The organism is Cupriavidus sp. Agwp_2 (assembly GCF_040784895.1).
Lineage (GTDB): Bacteria > Pseudomonadota > Gammaproteobacteria > Burkholderiales > Burkholderiaceae > Cupriavidus.
In genome coordinates this window covers 1,605,313-1,621,592 of sequence record NZ_CP088084.1, presented here as the reverse complement: position 1 = coordinate 1,621,592, position 16,280 = coordinate 1,605,313, and the positions used below count along the sequence as shown (strand labels likewise).

Sequence of the window (16,280 nt, the reverse complement as noted above, 5' to 3'; positions counted from 1 at the left end):
CCCCCCCACGCTTCGATAATCCCCACTGACGAATAGCGGCCCGCCGCTTCGCACGGAGCGTGGATGTCCGAAGAAAGCGATCTCGAGAAAACCGAACCCGCCTCACCCCGGCGCCTGGAAAAGGCGCGCGAGGAGGGGCAGGTGGTGCGTTCGCGCGAGCTGGCCACGTTCATCATGCTGACCGCCGGCGTGGTCGGGCTGTGGACGCTGGGCGGCCATATGGGCCGCGGCCTCAACCAGGTCATGCAGGGCGCGCTGCGCTTCGAGCGGGAAACCGCCTTCGATACCTCGCGCATGCTGTCGCGGTTTGGCCTGATGGTGTGGGACAGCCTGCTCGCCTTCCTGCCGCTGCTGCTGCTGTTCGGCGTTGCCGCGCTGGCCGCGCCGCTGATGCTGGGCGGCTGGGTGTTCTCGGCCAAGTCGTTCGCGCCGCAGTTCTCGCGCATGTCGCCGATCGCCGGTCTGGGCCGGATGTTCTCCGCTCATTCGCTGGTCGAGCTCCTCAAGGCGGTGGCCAAGTCGCTGCTGGTGGGTGCGGTCGGCGCCTGGGTGGTGTGGCACCGCCTGCCGGAAGCCATCGCGCTGATGAATGCGCCGGTGCAGGAAGCGCTGCTGCACATGGTCGACCTGGTGCTGTACTGCTGCCTGGTCGTCTCGCTGTCGCTGCTGGTGGTGGCGGCCATCGACGTGCCCTGGCAGTACTGGGAGTTCTTCAAGAAGCTGCGCATGACCAAGGAAGAGGTCAAGCAGGAATTCAAGGAGAGCGAGGGCGACCCGCATATCAAGAACCGCATCCGCCAGCAGCAGCGCGCCATGGCGCGCCGCCGCATGATGACCGAGGTGCCCAGGGCCGACGTGGTGGTGACCAACCCCACGCACTTCGCCGTGGCGCTGCGCTATGAAGAAGGCCGCATGGGCGCGCCGCGCGTGGTGGCCAAGGGCACTGGCGAAGTCGCCGCGCGCATCCGCGCGGTGGCGTCCGAGCACCGCGTGCCGCTGATGTCGGCGCCGCCGCTGGCGCGCGCGCTGCACCGCCACGTGGAACTGGGCCACGAGATCCCCGCAGGACTCTATACCGCCGTGGCCGAAGTGCTGGCCTGGGTCTACCAACTGAAGCACTGGCACTACTCGCAGGGCCCGCAGCCGCAGGCGCCGTCGGAGCTGCTGGTGCCTGATGAACTCGCCGTACCGGAAAGCCGCGAATGAATGCTCTGAACTCGCTGATGAACCTGCCTGGCCTGCGCTCGGCGGGCCAGATGAAGGCCTTCACCGGGCCGCTGCTGATCATCATGATCCTGGGGATGATGATCCTGCCGCTGCCGGCCTTCGTGCTGGACCTGCTGTTTACCTTCAATATCGCGCTGGCGATCATGGTGCTGCTGGTCAGCATGTACACGCAGAAGCCGCTGGACTTCGCCGCGTTCCCCGCGGTGCTGCTGTTTACCACGCTGCTGCGCCTGTCGCTGAACGTCGCTTCCACCCGCGTGGTGCTGCTCGAAGGCCATACCGGCCCGGACGCCGCCGGCAAGGTGGTGGAGGCGTTCGGCCACTTCCTGGTGGGCGGAAACTTCGCGGTCGGTATCGTGGTGTTCGCCATCCTGGTGGTGATCAACTTCATGGTCATCACCAAGGGCGCAGGGCGGATCGCCGAGGTGGGCGCGCGCTTCATGCTGGACTCGATGCCCGGCAAGCAGATGTCGATCGATGCCGACCTCAACGCCGGCCTGATCGACGAGGCCGCCGCCAAGAAGCGCCGCGCCGAAGTGGCGCAGGAATCCGACTTCTACGGCGCCATGGACGGTGCCAGCAAGTTCGTGCGCGGCGACGCCGTGGCGGGCCTGATCATCATGTTCATCAATGTCGCCGCCGGCATGGTGGTGGGCATGGTGCAGCATGACCTGGACTTCGGCACCGCCGTGCACAACTACACGCTGCTGACCATCGGCGATGGCCTGGTGGCGCAGATCCCGGCGCTGGTGATCTCCACCGCGGCCGGCGTGATCGTGTCGCGCGTGGCCAACGAGCAGGACGTCGGCGAGCAGCTGACCGGGCAGCTGTTCTCCAACCCGCGCGTGCTGTACCTGACCGCCGGCATCATGGGCCTGATGGGCATTATCCCGGGCATGCCGCATTTCGCCTTCCTGCTGCTGTCCGGCGCGCTGGTCTGGATGGGCCGCTACCTGTCGCGCAAGGCAGCCACGCAGCAGCAGGTCAGGCAGCGCGAAGAGCGCGCACCGGCGGTGGCGCAGGAATCGACCGAAGCCAGCTGGGACGACGTGGCACTGGTCGACCCGCTCGGCATGGAAGTGGGCTATCGCCTGATCACGCTGGTCGACCGGGCGCAGGACGGCGAATTGCTCGGCCGCATCAAGAGCATCCGCAAGAAGGTGGCGCAGGAGATCGGCTTCCTGGTGCCGGTCGTGCATATCCGCGACAACCTGGAGCTCAAGCCCAATGCGTACCGCATCACGCTCAAGGGCGTCGAGATCGGCCGCGGCGAAGCCATGCCGGGGCAGTGGATGGCGATCAACCCGGGCCAGGTCAGCGGCACGCTGCCGGGCGCGGCCACGCGCGATCCCGCCTTCGGCCTGCCGGCGGTGTGGATCGACGCGGGCATCAAGGAGCAGGCGCAGGCGTACGGCTACACCGTGGTCGACGCCAGCACCGTGGTCGCCACGCACCTGAACCACCTGATCCACATGCACGCGGCCGAGCTGCTCGGCCGCCAGGAAGTGCAGTCGCTGCTGGACCGCATTGCCAAGGATGCGCCCAAGCTGACCGAAGACCTGGTGCCCAAGACCATCTCGCTGACGGCGCTGCAGAAGATCCTGCAGAACCTGCTCGACGAAGGCGTGGCGATCCGCGACATGCGCACCATCCTCGACGTGGTGGCCGAGCATGCGCCCAAGATCAGCGATCCCAACGAACTGACCGCGATGGTGCGCGTGGCCATGGGCCGCGCCATCACGCAGCAGCTGTTCCCGAACAACGCCGACCTGCAGGTGATCGGCCTTGACGCCGGCCTGGAGCGCGTGCTGTCGCAGGCGCTGACCAACGGCGGCGGCATCGAGCCGGGTCTGGCCGATGCGCTGCTGCAGCAGACCCAGGGCGCGGTCACGCGCCAGGAGCAGATGGGGCTGGACCCGGTGCTGCTGGTGCCGTCGCAGCTACGCCCGCTGATGGCGCGCTTCCTGCGCCGCACGCTGCCGCAGCTCAGGGTGCTGTCACACGCCGAAGTGCCTGACAACCGCAATATCCGCATCACCGCCATGATCGGCGCGTGAGAGATCATCCGACAGAGCCAACGATGAGCGTAGCCAAATTTGTCGCCGCCAACGGCCGTGAAGCCATGCGCCAGGTGCGCGAAGCCATGGGCCCTGATGCCGTGGTGCTGTCCAACCGCACCGTCGAAGGCGGCGTAGAAATCGTCGCCATGCGCGATGCCGATCTGGGCAGCGTGTCGGCCAGTGCACAGACCTACGTCCCGCCCGCGCCGGCGATGGTGGTGGCGGAGACGCCTGCCATTGGCGACCTGCGCGGCGAACTTCAATCGATGCGCGCGATGCTGGAGCGCCAGCTCGCCGGCATCGGCAATGCGCCCGCCGGCGCCGGCCACGGTGTTGCCGCCAGCGACCCGCTGCGCGAATCGCTGTTCGAATGGATGGTGGGCGCCGGCTTCTCCGGCCAGTTGGCGCGCACGCTGCTGGCGCGCCTGCCGCTGGGCTATGACCGTCCCGCCGCGATGACCTGGATCCGCAAGGAGCTGGCCAGCAAGGTGCCGGTGCTGGGCGACGAAGACCACCTGTTCGCGCAGGGCGGCGTGCTGGCGCTGATCGGGCCCACCGGCGTGGGCAAGACCACCACCACTGCCAAGCTGGCGGCTCGCTTCGTGCTGCGCCACGGCGCCGACAAGCTGGCGCTGCTGACTACCGACAGCTTCCGTATCGGCGCGCATGAACAGCTGCGCATCTACGGCGACATCCTTGGCGTGCCGGTGCATGCGGTGAAAGACGCCGCCGACCTGCGCTTCGCGCTGGCGGCGATGAAGGACAAGCACCTGGTCATCATCGACACCGTCGGCATGAGCCAGCGCGACCGCAGCCTGTCGGAGCAGATCGCCATGCTGGCCGGTGTGCCCGCGCCGGTGCAGCGCGTACTGCTGCTCAACGGGGCCAGCCACGGCGACACGCTCAATGAGGTCGTGCATGCCTACCGCCACGATGCCGCGCCCGATGACGGCGGCATCGATGGCTGCATCATCAGCAAGCTGGATGAGGCCACACACCTGGGCTCCGTGCTCGACGTGGTGATCCGCCACCGCCTGCCGGTGTTCTACGCCTCCACCGGCCAGCGCGTGCCCGAGCACCTGGAGCTGGCCAGCAGCACGGCGCTGGTCGAACGCGCTTTCCTGACGCCGCGCCGCGGTTCGGTCTTCGCCGATGCCGACGCCGCGCGCCGCCGCCAGGCGGCAGCGGACGAGCAGGCCGGGAATGGAGGGAAGGGCGGGAACGGCGGCGCCGACGACGTGCTGCGCTCGCTCACCGACAGCGCCGATGCGCTGGGCCAGTGCGTCGCGGAACTCAACGGCGCGGGCCTCGGCTTCGACCTGGCGCGCTCGCTGTGGCAGCAGCGCACCGCGGGCGATACCGCGCTGCGCGCGATGGCGCAGCAGGTGCGCGAAGCGGTCTGCCGCGACGTCAACCGCGCCTGCGACCAGTACGTGCTGGCGCTGGCAGCCACGCTGCCGGTCAGCGTGCCCGGCCGCCGCACGCCGCAGCCGCTGCAGCACACGCTGTGGCTGGGCGACCGCGACGGCACGCCGCTGGCCGCCACCGTCACCGCCGCCGGCCAGCCGCTGGGCGAGGCCGATGCCGAGGCCGCCAACCTGCGCGCGGCCATGAGCGCTGCGCGCAAGGTGGTCAACCTGGTCGACGCGATGCCGTCCGCCGCCACGCTGGCGCGCTGGCAGCAGGCCAGCGAACGCTGGATCGCGGGCGCGCGCAAGACCGTGCGCGTGGTCAGCGCAGGCGCCGCCTGGAAGCTCGATGCGCTCGCCGATACGCTGACCTTCCACGCCGTCGGCGACGCCGTCGTGCGTGAGCGCGACGCCGTGCGCTGGCTCGCCAGCGCCGACGTGCGCGTGCCCGACAGCCCCGCGCGTGGCAAGGGCGCCCCCGAAGGCGGCATCGATGCCTGCCTGGTAGTGGTGCGCCTGGTCGATCGCGCCAGCGGCGAGCTGCTCGATACCCGCTATTTGCTGTGCGACCCGGCACTGGCGCCGGACGCGGCGCAGGTGGCGCACTGGACGCCGTGGTCGGACACGGCCGAAACGCGCCTGCGCACGCTGCGCCATGCCGCCGACCACTTCGCGCAGGATGCCGAAGCCGGCCACGCCGCCAGTGCCGCACTCGCGGCGCTGCAGCTTGGCCTGTCCGTGCTGCGCCTGGAACACGCGCCGACCGCGACCGCGCCGGCTTTCTTGGCACGGCTGGCCGGCCGCACCGTGCGGGCCGGCGCGGCGGTGCCGGGCACCGTGCTCAATGAAGGCATGGGCCGCATGCTGGCGCTGCTCGACGTATTGGAGAACTACCCCGGCCGCGCGGCGGCGGCACCTGCCGCCGCCGTGGAAGCGGCCGATGTCATGGGAGCCCTGCAGTGAGCACCCTCGCCATGGACCAGGCAGAAAGCCTGCGGCGCATGCTGGCGCCGCGCACCACGCGCCGCATCGCCGTGGTCGCCAGCGAGCGCGGCGCCGGCGCCACCACCGTGGCGCTGGGCCTGTCGCAAGCCCTGGCGATGCAGGGCGAGCGCGTACTGCTGCTCGACGAAGACCCGGCCACGGCGCGCGCGACCAGACTCGCCGGCGCGACCCCGGCCGGCACGCTCGCCGACGTGCAGGAGGGGCGCCTGCCCCTGGAAGCCGCGGCGGGAGTCGGCACCGGCGGCGCGGTATCGGTGCTTCCGGCTGGCCGCCAACGCGCGGGGCTTGAGGTGCCCGCCACGGCGCTGTCGGCCTTCCGCAGCGTGCTGGTGGATGCCACCGCCGATGCCGACGGCGCGCTGTCGCCCTTTGCCGGCGGCGCGCACAACGTAGTGATCGTGATGCGCCCGGAACTGGCGTCGATCACCGCCGCGTATGCCTGCATCAAGCGCCTGCACCACCTGTACGCCTGGCGCCGCTTCCACCTCGTGGTCAACATGGCCGCCACCGAACTCGCGGTGCAGGCGATCCTGCGCAACCTGGCGCGCACCGCCAGCCAGTACCTGGGCGTGGAAGTGCAGTGCGCCGGCTGGCTGCCGGCCGATCCGCTGGTGGCGCGCGGCGTGCAGCTCGGCCGCTGCGTAGTCGAAGCCTTCCCGGCCGCACCCGCGACCAGCGCGCTGCGCCGCGCCGCCGGCAGCATCGGCGGCTGGCCGTTGCGGGCCGAGGCGCCAGCCCCCGCCGCAACGCCCGTGCCGGCATGAGCGCCGCCCGAACCATGCCTTACCAACGAACCAGACCCTGAGCCAGCCGGCGCGCCACGTGGCGCGCCGGTCCAGCAATCCAGCATTCACGAGAATTGCACCATGTACACGATCCAGGGAAAGCTCGACCAGGCCGATGTGGTCAAGGCGCACGCACAGCTGGTGCGTCGCATCGCCCTGCAGCTGGCCGCCAGGCTGCCTGCCAGCGTGCAGATCGACGACCTGATCCAGGCCGGCATGATCGGCCTGCTCGATGCCGCCAAGCGCTATGAAGACACCCACGGCGCGCGCTTCGAGACCTACGCCAGCCAGCGCATCCGCGGCGCCATGCTCGACGAGGTGCGCGCCAACGACTGGCAATCGCGCAGCCTGCGCCAGTTCACGCGCCGCATCGAACGCACCCAGCGCTCGCTTGAGCAGAAGCTCGGACGCACGCCGCTCGACTCCGAAGTGGCTGAAGCGATGGAAATGGCGCTGGACGAATACCAGGTCCTGCTCAACGAGGTCTATGGCTGCCAGTTGCTGCATTACGAAGATTTCGAGCGCTCCGGCGAAGAAGATTTCCTTGACCGCCACCTCGGCGCCAGCGATGACGGCAACCCGCTGAAAGTGCTGATGGAAAGCGGCATGCGCGAGGCGCTGATCCGCGCCATCGACCGGCTGCCCGAGCGCGAGAAGCTGGTGCTGTCGCTGTGCTACGACCAGGAGCTGAACCTGCGTGAGATCGGGGCCGTGCTGGATGTGACCGAGTCACGGGTGTGCCAGATCCGGGGGCAGGCGATTACGCGGTTGCGGAACCAGTTGCGTGGGTTGCTGTGATGTCCAGCCTGGCGCGCGTTGCCTGCCTCGGGCTCGTGGCGGGGTCTGCCTGTGCCTGGGCGGCGATCGAAGGCGGCACGCGGCATGCGTGGACCGGGTCGGTCAATGGGCCGGCGTTGCATGGGCGCGGGCAGCGGGCCGTGTCGGCGCCGATCCAGCCGGTGGGGGTGCTGCCTCAGGCTGAAGGGGTGATTACCACGGTGCGCTGGCGCTACAGCTTTGCGCAGACGCCGCCGGTTGAGTTGCAGGCATATCTCTGCAATGCGCAGCGGTGTGTGATGCTGCCTCAGGCCGAGGGGCAGACCTCCGCGTTCGCCGGGGACGATGCTACCAAGGGGTTTGTGTTTGCGTTCCGGGTGCCGGGGCAGGGGAGCCTGGTGCCGGTTTTGCAGGGGCGGAGCAATGAGGTGGTTGTTGGGTTTCGGTAGACAAATGTTGTGCCTTGCGGCTGGGCATCTTGTGGCTATTTGATCTGCCCGGTTCCACCCTTTAGGGCGGAACCGGGCGCATCAAATAGCTACCTGATGCCCAGTCGCAAGGCTAAGCTCAAATCAGCCAGCCGCCAGGCTCACACCCCCAACCCCGGCCGCCGCCCTCCCATCCTTCCCATACAACCCGGCATCCCCGCCACTATGCTGGCGCAGCGCCTGAATCGCTTCCTGCGTGAATTCGAGGTGGGCCTTGATGACGGCGCCATTCAGCGCATTGCCATCCCGCGTCACCCGGGCAGCAAAGATCAGCTTGCGCCAGGCTTCTGCGACACCGGCATCAATCTGCTGGCCAAGCAATTGCCCATCGGCACCGGTGCGCAAGCCGAGCGCCTGCATCTGCGCCTCGCGCGCCCGAACCTGGCGCGACAGCGCCTGACCCACCTCCACCTTGCGCGTCAGCAATTCGCTGAGCGCAGTGAAATCCCCGCGCTTTATGGCATCGCGCTCTTGCGCAAGAAGCTGCCCGAAGGTCTCAAGGCCTTCGGTTTCACGCTGCAGGGACTGGATCAGGCTTTGGCTCATGATTTGGCTAGTGCGGGTCGGCCTGGCCGAACTCGCGCAAAGTGGCGAGCAGGCCATCGGCAATCTTGCCCGGGTCGATCTTGATCCGGCCCTCGGCAATAGCCTGGCGGATCTCTTCGACCTTGGCGGTATCGATATCGTCGTCGGTTTCCTGCGTCAGGCGGCTGCTGATCTCGCGTACCTGCGCGGCCAGCGGGCTGACGCTCAGCCCGGAGGACGGCGTGGCGGCGCTGGCCGGTGCGGCCTGGGGCCGGGCGGCGGCGTCGCCTGCGGGCGCGTCGGCGGGCCGGGACGAGGTGGAATGGTTGATCTTCACGGGCGTTCCTTGCTGGTTTCCTATGGCATTACGGCCGCGGCGGCGAAATCTTTAGGGAACGTGCCCCGTATTGCCCGCACGGCAGGACCGGCGGCATTTTCTCATGCCGCGGCGCCATCTGAATCCGGCTGTCAGCCACGATTCGAAAGACTGGAAGTGCTTATTGCAGCACGACCGTGTCGCCGCTGCGCACCAGGCCGTTGACCACCTGGCCGTTGCGCAGGCGTACCTGCACGGTATTGCCGGCGGCGGCGTCGGCCAGCACCTTGCCTTCGCTGGAGATCTGGAAGGCATCGCCTTCGACGGACACGGTGACGGTCTGCCCCTGGCGTACGACGATGGCCTTGCGCAGCAGGTCGCTGCGCATGGGCGAGCCGGCAGCGATGCGGTTGGCGGCGACGGCGCCGGCGAGCTGTGCCGGGTCGGTGATGACCGCGCGCGGCAAGGTGGCCAAGTCGCCCTGGCGCACTTCGATATCAGCCTGGCTGACCGGTTCGCCCGGACCCAGCGCGCGCGAGGCGACGTAATAGTCAGTCAGCACCGACACGCGCGCCTGCATATAGCGCACCCACGGCCGCTCGCCGCCGCAGCGCACGCCGACCGAGACCCGGCCCCACGGCGAGGCGCCGGCGGGCAGGAACGGATCGGGCGAGACGCAGTCCGGCGCGCGGCCGCCCGACGGCGGCGCTACCTGCACGCTGACCTTGCCCGGCAGGCCGGCGGTCTGCTGCAGCAGGAAGCGCTCCACGGCAACGCGTGCGGGATCCTCGGTGAAGGGGCTCGCAGTGGCTGCGGGCTGGCCACCCGGCGCCTGCATGGCGACCGGCGTGACCTGCGCCGGCGCGGCGCCAGTGGCCCCGGCAAGGCACAGCAGGCACGCCGCCAGCAGGGCCTGTGCCTTGCGCGGGCCGTGGCGGCGGGAATAGCGGCGGAAGGTGCGGCGGTTGGGGTTCATCTGGTCTTCCCGGCAAGGACGGCAGGGCGTGCGCTGGCATGCCTGGCGCGCTGCCCCGTGACCTGCGGCGCGCCCCGTCTACATCAGTCATCGGGTTCCGATTGTAGGCAGCGCCTCGCGCGAGGGCGTGCCGAAATGCAAGGATTTCCCGTCCTTATTCATCCGATTGGCGTGACAGGCCCCCGCCTAAGATGGCAACCCTGAAGAAGGTCGTCCCTTCGCTATTCGTTGAATTCATTGAATTCGTTGTCCGGTGGTTCGGCCACGCAGTGGGACAGGGAGATGCCAGCATGATTGACAGACTCGACGCGTCGCTACGCTTCCAGCAGGAAGCGCTGAGCTTGCGCAACCAGCGGCAATCGGTGATTGCCTCCAATATCGCGCACGCCGATACCCCGGGCTACAAGGCCCGCGACTTCGATTTCGCCAGCACGCTGGCGCAGTCCGTGGAACGCGGCCAGCGCAACGAAGGCATGTCGCTGTCGACCACCCAGGTGCGCCACCTGCCCGCGCAGGCGCCCACCCGCGAGGCGTTCGACCTGGCCTACCGCATCCCGCTGCAGTCCAGCGTCGACGGCAACACCGTGGAAATGGATGCCGAGCGCGTGGCCTTCGCCGACAACGCGGTGCATTTCGAGTCGGGCCTGACGGTGATGAACTCGAAGATCAAGACCATGCTGGCGGCGATCCAGCAATAAGCGAGCAACAGATCCAGCAGCAAGGAGAGAGCGCATGCCGGCAATGAACATCTTCGACGTCGCGGGCTCGGCCATGGCGGCGCAGTCGCAGCGCATGAACGTGACCGCGTCCAACCTGGCCAACGCCGACAGCGTGGTCAGCCCCGACGGGCAGGCCTACCGTGCCAAGCAGGTCGTGTTCGGCATGGCGCCCACGCCCGGCCAGAGCGACGTCGGCGGCGTGCAGGTGGCCGGCATCAGCGAAGACCCGTCGCCGCCGCGCATGGTCCACAACCCCACGCATCCGATGGCGAACGCGCAGGGCTACGTGGTCATGCCCAACGTCAACCCGGTGGAAGAGATGGTCAACATGATCTCTGCGTCGCGTTCGTACCAGGCCAATGTCGAGGTGCTCAACTCCGCCAAGAACATGATGCTAAAGACACTGACGATCGGCCAGTAAGGTCCGGCCGACAAGCACCGCCACCTGATACCGCCACCCGATCGCAACCCTGAACGCAACGCCGGAAGCCGACATGACAACCACCTCCTCGGTCAACAGCAACACCCAGGGCATCAACGATGCCCTCAAGAGCGGCAGCGCCAGCGCTTCCGAACTCCAGAGCAACTTCCTGACCATGCTCGTCACGCAGATGAACAACCAGGATCCGCTCAACCCGATGGACAACTCGCAACTGACCTCGCAACTGGCGCAGATCAGCACGGTCAGCAGCATGCAGACCATGAACGCGACGCTGTCGCAGCTGCTGGCGCAGGTCAGCGCCAGCCGCGCGATGGATTCGGCCGCGCTGATCGGCCACACCGTGATGGTGCCGGGCACGCAGGTGTCGGTGACGGACGGCGTGGCAGGCAAGTTCGGCGTGGACCTGCCGTCCACGGCTGACGCGGTGACGATCGACGTGCTCGACAAGGACGGCAACGTGGTGCGCACCATCGACATGAAGGGGCAGACCGCCGGCGTGCACGACGTCACGTGGGACGGCAAGAACAATGCCGGCAACCTCGTGCCGAACGGCGACTACACCTTCAAGGTCACGGCCACTGCAAACGGCACCTCGGTGCAGCCGGTGGCGCTGACCTACGGCAAGGTACAGAGCATCAGCGGCGACTCGACCGGCGTGCTGGTCGACCTGGGCAACGGGCAGACCGCCAACGTCGACGACGTGCGGCGCATTCTCTAATCGCAGGCGCCCGCCCAGCGCGCGCAATGCGCCGGCGGGCTTCAACGACAGCTAAAGCAAAGGAAGATAACCATGGGTTTCGGTCAAGGGGTAAGCGGCCTGAATGCCGCCGCGTCCAATCTCGATGTGATCGGCAACAACATCGCCAACGCCAACACGGTTGGCTACAAGCAGTCCGCGGCGCAGTTCGCCGACATCTATGCCGGTACCAAGATCGGCCTGGGCGTGCGCGTGAACTCGGTGGTGCAGTCGTTCAACCAGGGCAATATCGAGGCTTCGGGGCGCTCGCTTGACGTTGCCATCACCAATGGCAACGGCTTCTTCCGCATGACCAGCCCGGATGGCGCGATCTACTACTCGCGCAACGGCCAGTTCCAGCGCCAGGACGACGGGCGCCTCACCAATATGCAGGGCCTGCAGGTGACGGGCTATCCGGCGGGCGTGACCGGCGGCGCGGGCGTGCAGCCGCAGCCGCTGACGATCAGCAATGCGCAGATGGAGCCGCAGGCAACCAGTCGCATTACCGCCAAGTTCCAGCTGGACTCGCGCGCCACCGTGCCGGGCACCGCCTTCGCCAGCTCGGCCGGCAACCCGCCGACCAGCAACATGTTCAACTACAGCACGGCGATCAACGTCTATGACTCGCTGGGCAACAAGCAGCAGATGATGGCGTACTTCGCCAAGGTGCCGGATGCCACCCCGCCGGCCACTACGCCGCCGACCGTCCCGGGCGGCACCGACTGGAAGATGTACGTGACCGACGTCAACGGCAACATGGTCGGCGGCGCGCCGGTCACGCTGGCCTTCGACAACGCGGGTGCCATGCAGTCGCCGGCAGCCGGCGCGATCTCGCTGACGCAGCCTGCCGCCAACGGCGCACAGGCACTGAACATGGCGCTGGACCTGACCGGCACCACCCAGTTCGGCGCCGACAACGACGTCAAGCAGCTGAGCCAGAACGGCTACACCTCGGGCAGCCTGCTGGGCTACACGGTGAACTCGGACGGCACCATCACCGGCAGCTACTCCAACGAACAGAGCAAGCCGCTGGGCCAGATCGTGATGGCCGGGTTCGGCAACGTCGAGGGCCTGAAGCCGGAAGGCGACAACGTGTGGTCGGCCACCGGCGCGTCCGGCGAGGCGCTGCTGGGCGTGGCCGGCGGCAGCATGGGCACGCTGCGCTCGAACGCGGTGGAAGCGTCCAACGTCGACCTGTCGGGCCAGCTGGTCAACCTGATCGTCGCGCAGCGCAACTACCAGGCCAACGCGCAGACCATCAAGGCGCAGGACACGGTCATGCAGACCCTGGTCAACCTGTGATTGCCAAGCTGAGCTGAGCCGCCGCCATGGACCGCATGATCTACACCGCCCTGTCGGGCGCCAAGCAGATACTCGACCAGCAAGCGGCGGTATCGAACAACCTGGCCAACGTGTCGACGCCGGGCTTCCGCGCGCAGGTCAACCTGTATCGCGCGGTGCCGGTGGTCGGCGCCGAGGCCGGCACGCGTGCCTTCACGCTGGCGTCAACGCCGGGCGCGGACATGCGCGCCGGCCCGCTCACCTACACCGGCCGCGCGCTCGACGTGGCGCTGCAGGGCAACGGCTGGCTGGTGGTGCAGGCGCCTGATGGCACCGAGGCCTATACCCGAGCCGGCGCGCTGCAGGTGGCGCAGGACGGCCAGGTGCAGACCCAGTCCGGCCTTCCGGTGATGGGCGACGGCGGCCCGCTGGCGGTGCCGCCGGGCTCGCAGGTCACCATCGGCACGGATGGCACGATCACTGCGCGCGGACCGGGCGAAGCATCGGCTGGCCTTGCCCAGGTAGGCAAGCTGCGCGTGGTCAACCCGCCCAACGATGCCATCGCACGCGGTGATGACGGCCTGTTCCGCCTGCGCCCGGGCGCGCAGCCGCTGGAGGCCGACCCCACCGTGCGCGTGGTCTCGGGCGCGCTCGAAGGCAGCAACGTCAACCCGACCGAAGCCATGGTCGAGATGATCGCCAACGCGCGCCGCTTCGAGATGCAGATGAAGATGATCCAGGGCGTGGACGGCAACGAGCAGCGCGCCAACCAGCTGCTGTCGACCAACTGACGCCGCGGCAACACTGAACCCGGAGCGCGGCGCGCCGATTGCGGGCGCGCCCTCGCTCCAGCTCCCAGCTAAAGATTCCCAGCAAGGACCACCATGATCCGCTCTCTCTGGATTGCCAAGACCGGCCTCGATGCGCAGCAGACGCAGATGGACGTGATCTCGAACAACCTGGCCAACGTGTCGACCAACGGCTTCAAGCGTGGCCGCGCGGTGTTCGAGGAACTGATGTACCAGACCATCCGCCAGCCCGGCGCGCTGTCGTCGGACCAGACCACGCTGCCCTCGGGCATGCAGCTGGGCACCGGCGTGCGCCCGGTCGCGACCGAACGCATCCACACCCAGGGCAATCCGCAGCAGACCGGCAACAACAAGGACGTGGCCATCATCGGCCAGGGCTTCTTCCAGGTGGCGCTGCCTGACGGCACCACCGCCTATACGCGCGACGGCTCGTTCCAGGTGGACCAGAACGGCCAGCTGGTGACCTCCAGCGGTTTTGTGATCCAGCCCGCCATCACCATCCCGGCCAACACGCTGTCGCTGACGGTCGCGCGCGACGGCACGGTGTCGGTGACGCAGCCGGGTTCGAGCGCCAACGTGCAGGTCGGCCAGCTGCAGCTCGCCACCTTCATGAACCCGGCCGGCCTGGAAAGCATGGGCGAGAACCTCTATGTGCAGACCGATGCGTCGGGCGCGCCCAATACCACCGTGCCGGGCCTGAACGGCGCCGGCGTGCTGCAGCAGAACTATGTGGAAGCGTCCAACGTCAACGTGGTGGAAGAGCTGGTCAGCATGATCCAGACCCAGCGCGCGTACGAGATCAACAGCAAGGCAGTGCAGACGTCCGACCAGATGCTGCAGCGCCTGGCCCAGATGGGTTGAGGGTAATGGACATGGCCACCTTGCTTTCCCGCCTGGGCGCGCGTGCGCTGGTTTGCCTGGCCGGCGTGGCAATGCTGGCCACGAGCGGCTGCGCGCTGGTGCCGCGCGAGCCGCTGGTGCAACTGCCCACCACCGCGCGTGCCGAGCCGCGCCCGGTCGGGCCGGCCTCCGGCTCCATCTACCAGTCGTCGTATGCCGGCAACCCGCTGTTCGAGGACCGCCGCCCGCGCAACGTGGGCGACATCCTGACCATCGTCATTACCGAGAACGTCAACGCCAGCAAGAACTCGGGCACCAATACCAGCCGCAGCGGCAACACCACGCTGGCGTTCGACGCCGTGCCGCGCGCGCTGGGCGGCCTGTTCGGCACCAGCCAGAACGCCGACATCAACGGCGCCAACAGCATGAAGGCCAGCGGCGGCGCCAGCGCGGCCAATACCTTCAACGGCACCATCACCGTCACCGTGCTGGAGGTACTGCAGAACGGCAACCTGGTGGTCTCCGGCGAAAAGCAGATGGCCATCAACCAGGGCGCCGAATTCATCCGCTTCTCGGGCGTGGTCAATCCGCGCACCGTGACCGGCGACAACGCCGTGCTGTCCACGCAGGTGGCCGACGCGCGCATCGAATACACCGCCAAGGGCGTGATCGACGAAGCGCAGAACATGGGCTGGCTGCAGCGCTTCTTCCTCAATGTCTCACCGTTCTGACCGCGCCATGTCCGCTTCCATGCTCGCCTACTTCCTGTCACGCCTGCTGCGCGTGAGCGTGATCAGCCTGGCGCTGGGGGTGGCCTTCGGCGCCTTCGCCACCGTCGCCAAGGCCGAGCGCCTGAAGAACCTGGCAACCTTCCAGGGCGTGCGCGACAACCCGCTGGTGGGCTACGGCCTGGTGGTCGGCCTGGACAACACCGGCGACCAGACCATGCAGACCCCGTTCACCACGCAGAGCCTGACCAACATGCTCTCGCAGCTGGGGATCACGCTGCCGGCCGGCAAGAACATGCAGCTCAAGAACGTGGCCGCGGTGATGGTCACGGCCACGCTGCCGCCGTTCGCGCAGCCGGGCAGCCAGCTTGACGTAGTGGTGTCGTCGATGGGCAATGCCAAGAGCCTGCGCGGCGGCACGCTGCTGATGACGCCGCTCAAGGGCGCCGACGGGCAGGTCTATGCCATCGCGCAGGGCAACATGCTGGTGGGCGGCGCGGGCGCGTCGGCCAACGGCAGCAAGGTGCAGATCAACCAGCTGGCGGTGGGCCGTATCGCCAACGGCGCCATCGTCGAGCGCGCGGTCGCGCCGTTCCAGCCGGACGGCGGCGTGCTAAACCTGGAGCTGAAGGAAACCGATTTCGGCACCGCCGAGCGCGTGGTCGAAGCCATCAACCGTTCCATGGGCGGCGGCGTTGCCGCCGCGCTGGACGGCCGCACGGTGCAGGTACGCGCGCCGGCCGCGTCGAGCGCGCGCGTTGCCTTCCTGGCCCGCATCGAGAATATCGACGTGACGCCGGCCAAGGCCGCGGCCAAGGTGATCCTGAACGCCCGCACCGGGTCGATCGTGATGAACCAGGCGGTAACGGTGGAAGACTGCGCGGTCGCGCACGGCAACCTGTCGGTGGTGATCAATACGCAACCGGTGATCAGCCAGCCCGCGCCCTTCAGCGAGGGCCGCACCGTGGTCGCGCCCGTTTCGCAGATCGACATGAAGCAGCAGGGCGGATCGCTGCAGGTGGTCAAGGCGGGCGCCTCGCTGGCCGCAGTGGTGAAGGGCCTGAACGCGCTGGGCGCGACCCCCGCCGACCTGCAGACCATCCTGGAAGCCATGCGCGCCGCCGGTGCGCTGCGCGCCGAGCTGGAAGTGATCTGAC

The 16,280-nt window shown here is 68.3% G+C and carries 17 protein-coding genes; 14 read left to right on the top strand and 3 right to left on the bottom strand.

All coding sequences use genetic code 11. From position 1 onward, the window contains the following. Positions 1-63: 63 nt before the first annotated feature. The 6 genes from flhB to LPA45_RS25065 all read left to right on the top strand — a co-directional run bounded on the left by flhB (position 64) and on the right by LPA45_RS25065 (position 7,712). Positions 64-1,206: a flagellar biosynthesis protein FlhB gene (gene flhB, locus LPA45_RS25090; protein ID WP_367395047.1), complete on the top strand. Its 1,143-nt coding sequence runs from the start codon at positions 64-66 to the stop codon at positions 1,204-1,206. Next, positions 1,203-3,284: a flagellar biosynthesis protein FlhA gene (gene flhA, locus LPA45_RS25085; RefSeq protein WP_317924415.1), complete on the top strand. Its 2,082-nt coding sequence runs from the start codon at positions 1,203-1,205 to the stop codon at positions 3,282-3,284. The genes flhB and flhA overlap by 4 nt, the downstream gene beginning before the upstream one ends. A gap of 23 nt (positions 3,285-3,307) precedes the next feature. Continuing rightward, positions 3,308-5,659 (top strand): flagellar biosynthesis protein FlhF, encoded by a 2,352-nt coding sequence (flhF, locus tag LPA45_RS25080; RefSeq protein ID WP_317924416.1) that lies wholly within the window; start codon positions 3,308-3,310, stop codon positions 5,657-5,659. A gap of 11 nt (positions 5,660-5,670) precedes the next feature. Continuing rightward, complete coding sequence (locus LPA45_RS25075; protein ID WP_116318959.1) at positions 5,671-6,465, top strand: flagellar synthesis regulator MotR; 795 nt, start codon at positions 5,671-5,673, stop codon at positions 6,463-6,465. A 102-nt stretch (positions 6,466-6,567) separates the two neighbouring features. Further along, positions 6,568-7,284 carry an RNA polymerase sigma factor FliA gene (locus LPA45_RS25070; protein WP_116318860.1) on the top strand — a complete coding sequence of 239 codons (717 nt, stop codon included), beginning with the start codon at positions 6,568-6,570 and terminating at the stop codon, positions 7,282-7,284. Further along, positions 7,284-7,712 (top strand): flagellar protein FlhE, encoded by a 429-nt coding sequence (locus LPA45_RS25065; protein WP_116318859.1) that lies wholly within the window; start codon positions 7,284-7,286, stop codon positions 7,710-7,712. The genes LPA45_RS25070 and LPA45_RS25065 overlap by 1 nt, the downstream gene beginning before the upstream one ends. A gap of 123 nt (positions 7,713-7,835) precedes the next feature. Here LPA45_RS25065 and LPA45_RS25060 read toward each other — a convergent pair whose 3' ends face one another. The 3 genes from LPA45_RS25060 to flgA form a co-directional block, all read right to left on the bottom strand. Continuing rightward, on the bottom strand, positions 7,836-8,297 hold the full coding sequence (locus LPA45_RS25060) for a flagella synthesis protein FlgN (protein ID WP_317919987.1): 462 nt from the start codon (positions 8,295-8,297) through the stop codon (positions 7,836-7,838). A 7-nt stretch (positions 8,298-8,304) separates the two neighbouring features. After that, positions 8,305-8,613, bottom strand: a complete 309-nt coding sequence (gene flgM / locus LPA45_RS25055) for a flagellar biosynthesis anti-sigma factor FlgM (RefSeq protein WP_116318857.1) — start codon at positions 8,611-8,613, stop codon at positions 8,305-8,307. Positions 8,614-8,773: 160 nt separating this feature from the next. Continuing rightward, a complete protein-coding gene (gene flgA, locus LPA45_RS25050; protein ID WP_317919986.1) occupies positions 8,774-9,568 on the bottom strand; it encodes a flagellar basal body P-ring formation chaperone FlgA in 795 nt (264 codons plus the stop codon). A gap of 290 nt (positions 9,569-9,858) precedes the next feature. Between flgA and flgB the strand changes: the two genes are divergently transcribed. The 8 genes from flgB (at position 9,859) to LPA45_RS25010 (ending at position 16,279) form a co-directional block, all read left to right on the top strand. Then, positions 9,859-10,266: a flagellar basal body rod protein FlgB gene (gene flgB / locus LPA45_RS25045; protein WP_116318958.1), complete on the top strand. Its 408-nt coding sequence runs from the start codon at positions 9,859-9,861 to the stop codon at positions 10,264-10,266. Positions 10,267-10,300: 34 nt separating this feature from the next. Next, complete coding sequence (gene flgC / locus LPA45_RS25040) at positions 10,301-10,708, top strand: flagellar basal body rod protein FlgC (protein WP_029048751.1); 408 nt, start codon at positions 10,301-10,303, stop codon at positions 10,706-10,708. 73 nt (positions 10,709-10,781) lie between these two features. Further along, the gene (flgD, locus tag LPA45_RS25035) at positions 10,782-11,447 is read left to right on the top strand and encodes a flagellar hook assembly protein FlgD (RefSeq protein WP_116318854.1); all 666 of its coding nucleotides are present in this window, start codon (positions 10,782-10,784) and stop codon (positions 11,445-11,447) included. 72 nt (positions 11,448-11,519) lie between these two features. Further along, positions 11,520-12,767, top strand: a complete 1,248-nt coding sequence (gene flgE, locus LPA45_RS25030; RefSeq protein WP_116318853.1) for a flagellar hook protein FlgE — start codon at positions 11,520-11,522, stop codon at positions 12,765-12,767. A gap of 26 nt (positions 12,768-12,793) precedes the next feature. Next, positions 12,794-13,537: a flagellar basal-body rod protein FlgF gene (flgF, locus tag LPA45_RS25025; protein WP_116318852.1), complete on the top strand. Its 744-nt coding sequence runs from the start codon at positions 12,794-12,796 to the stop codon at positions 13,535-13,537. Between the two features lie 93 nt (positions 13,538-13,630). After that, complete coding sequence (gene flgG / locus LPA45_RS25020) at positions 13,631-14,416, top strand: flagellar basal-body rod protein FlgG (protein WP_063240993.1); 786 nt, start codon at positions 13,631-13,633, stop codon at positions 14,414-14,416. An 11-nt stretch (positions 14,417-14,427) separates the two neighbouring features. Then, a complete protein-coding gene (flgH, locus tag LPA45_RS25015; RefSeq protein ID WP_376790653.1) occupies positions 14,428-15,126 on the top strand; it encodes a flagellar basal body L-ring protein FlgH in 699 nt (232 codons plus the stop codon). Continuing rightward, on the top strand, positions 15,110-16,279 hold the full coding sequence (locus tag LPA45_RS25010) for a flagellar basal body P-ring protein FlgI (RefSeq protein ID WP_317919985.1): 1,170 nt from the start codon (positions 15,110-15,112) through the stop codon (positions 16,277-16,279). Before flgH ends, LPA45_RS25010 begins: the two co-directional genes overlap by 17 nt. Position 16,280 lies beyond the last annotated feature (1 nt).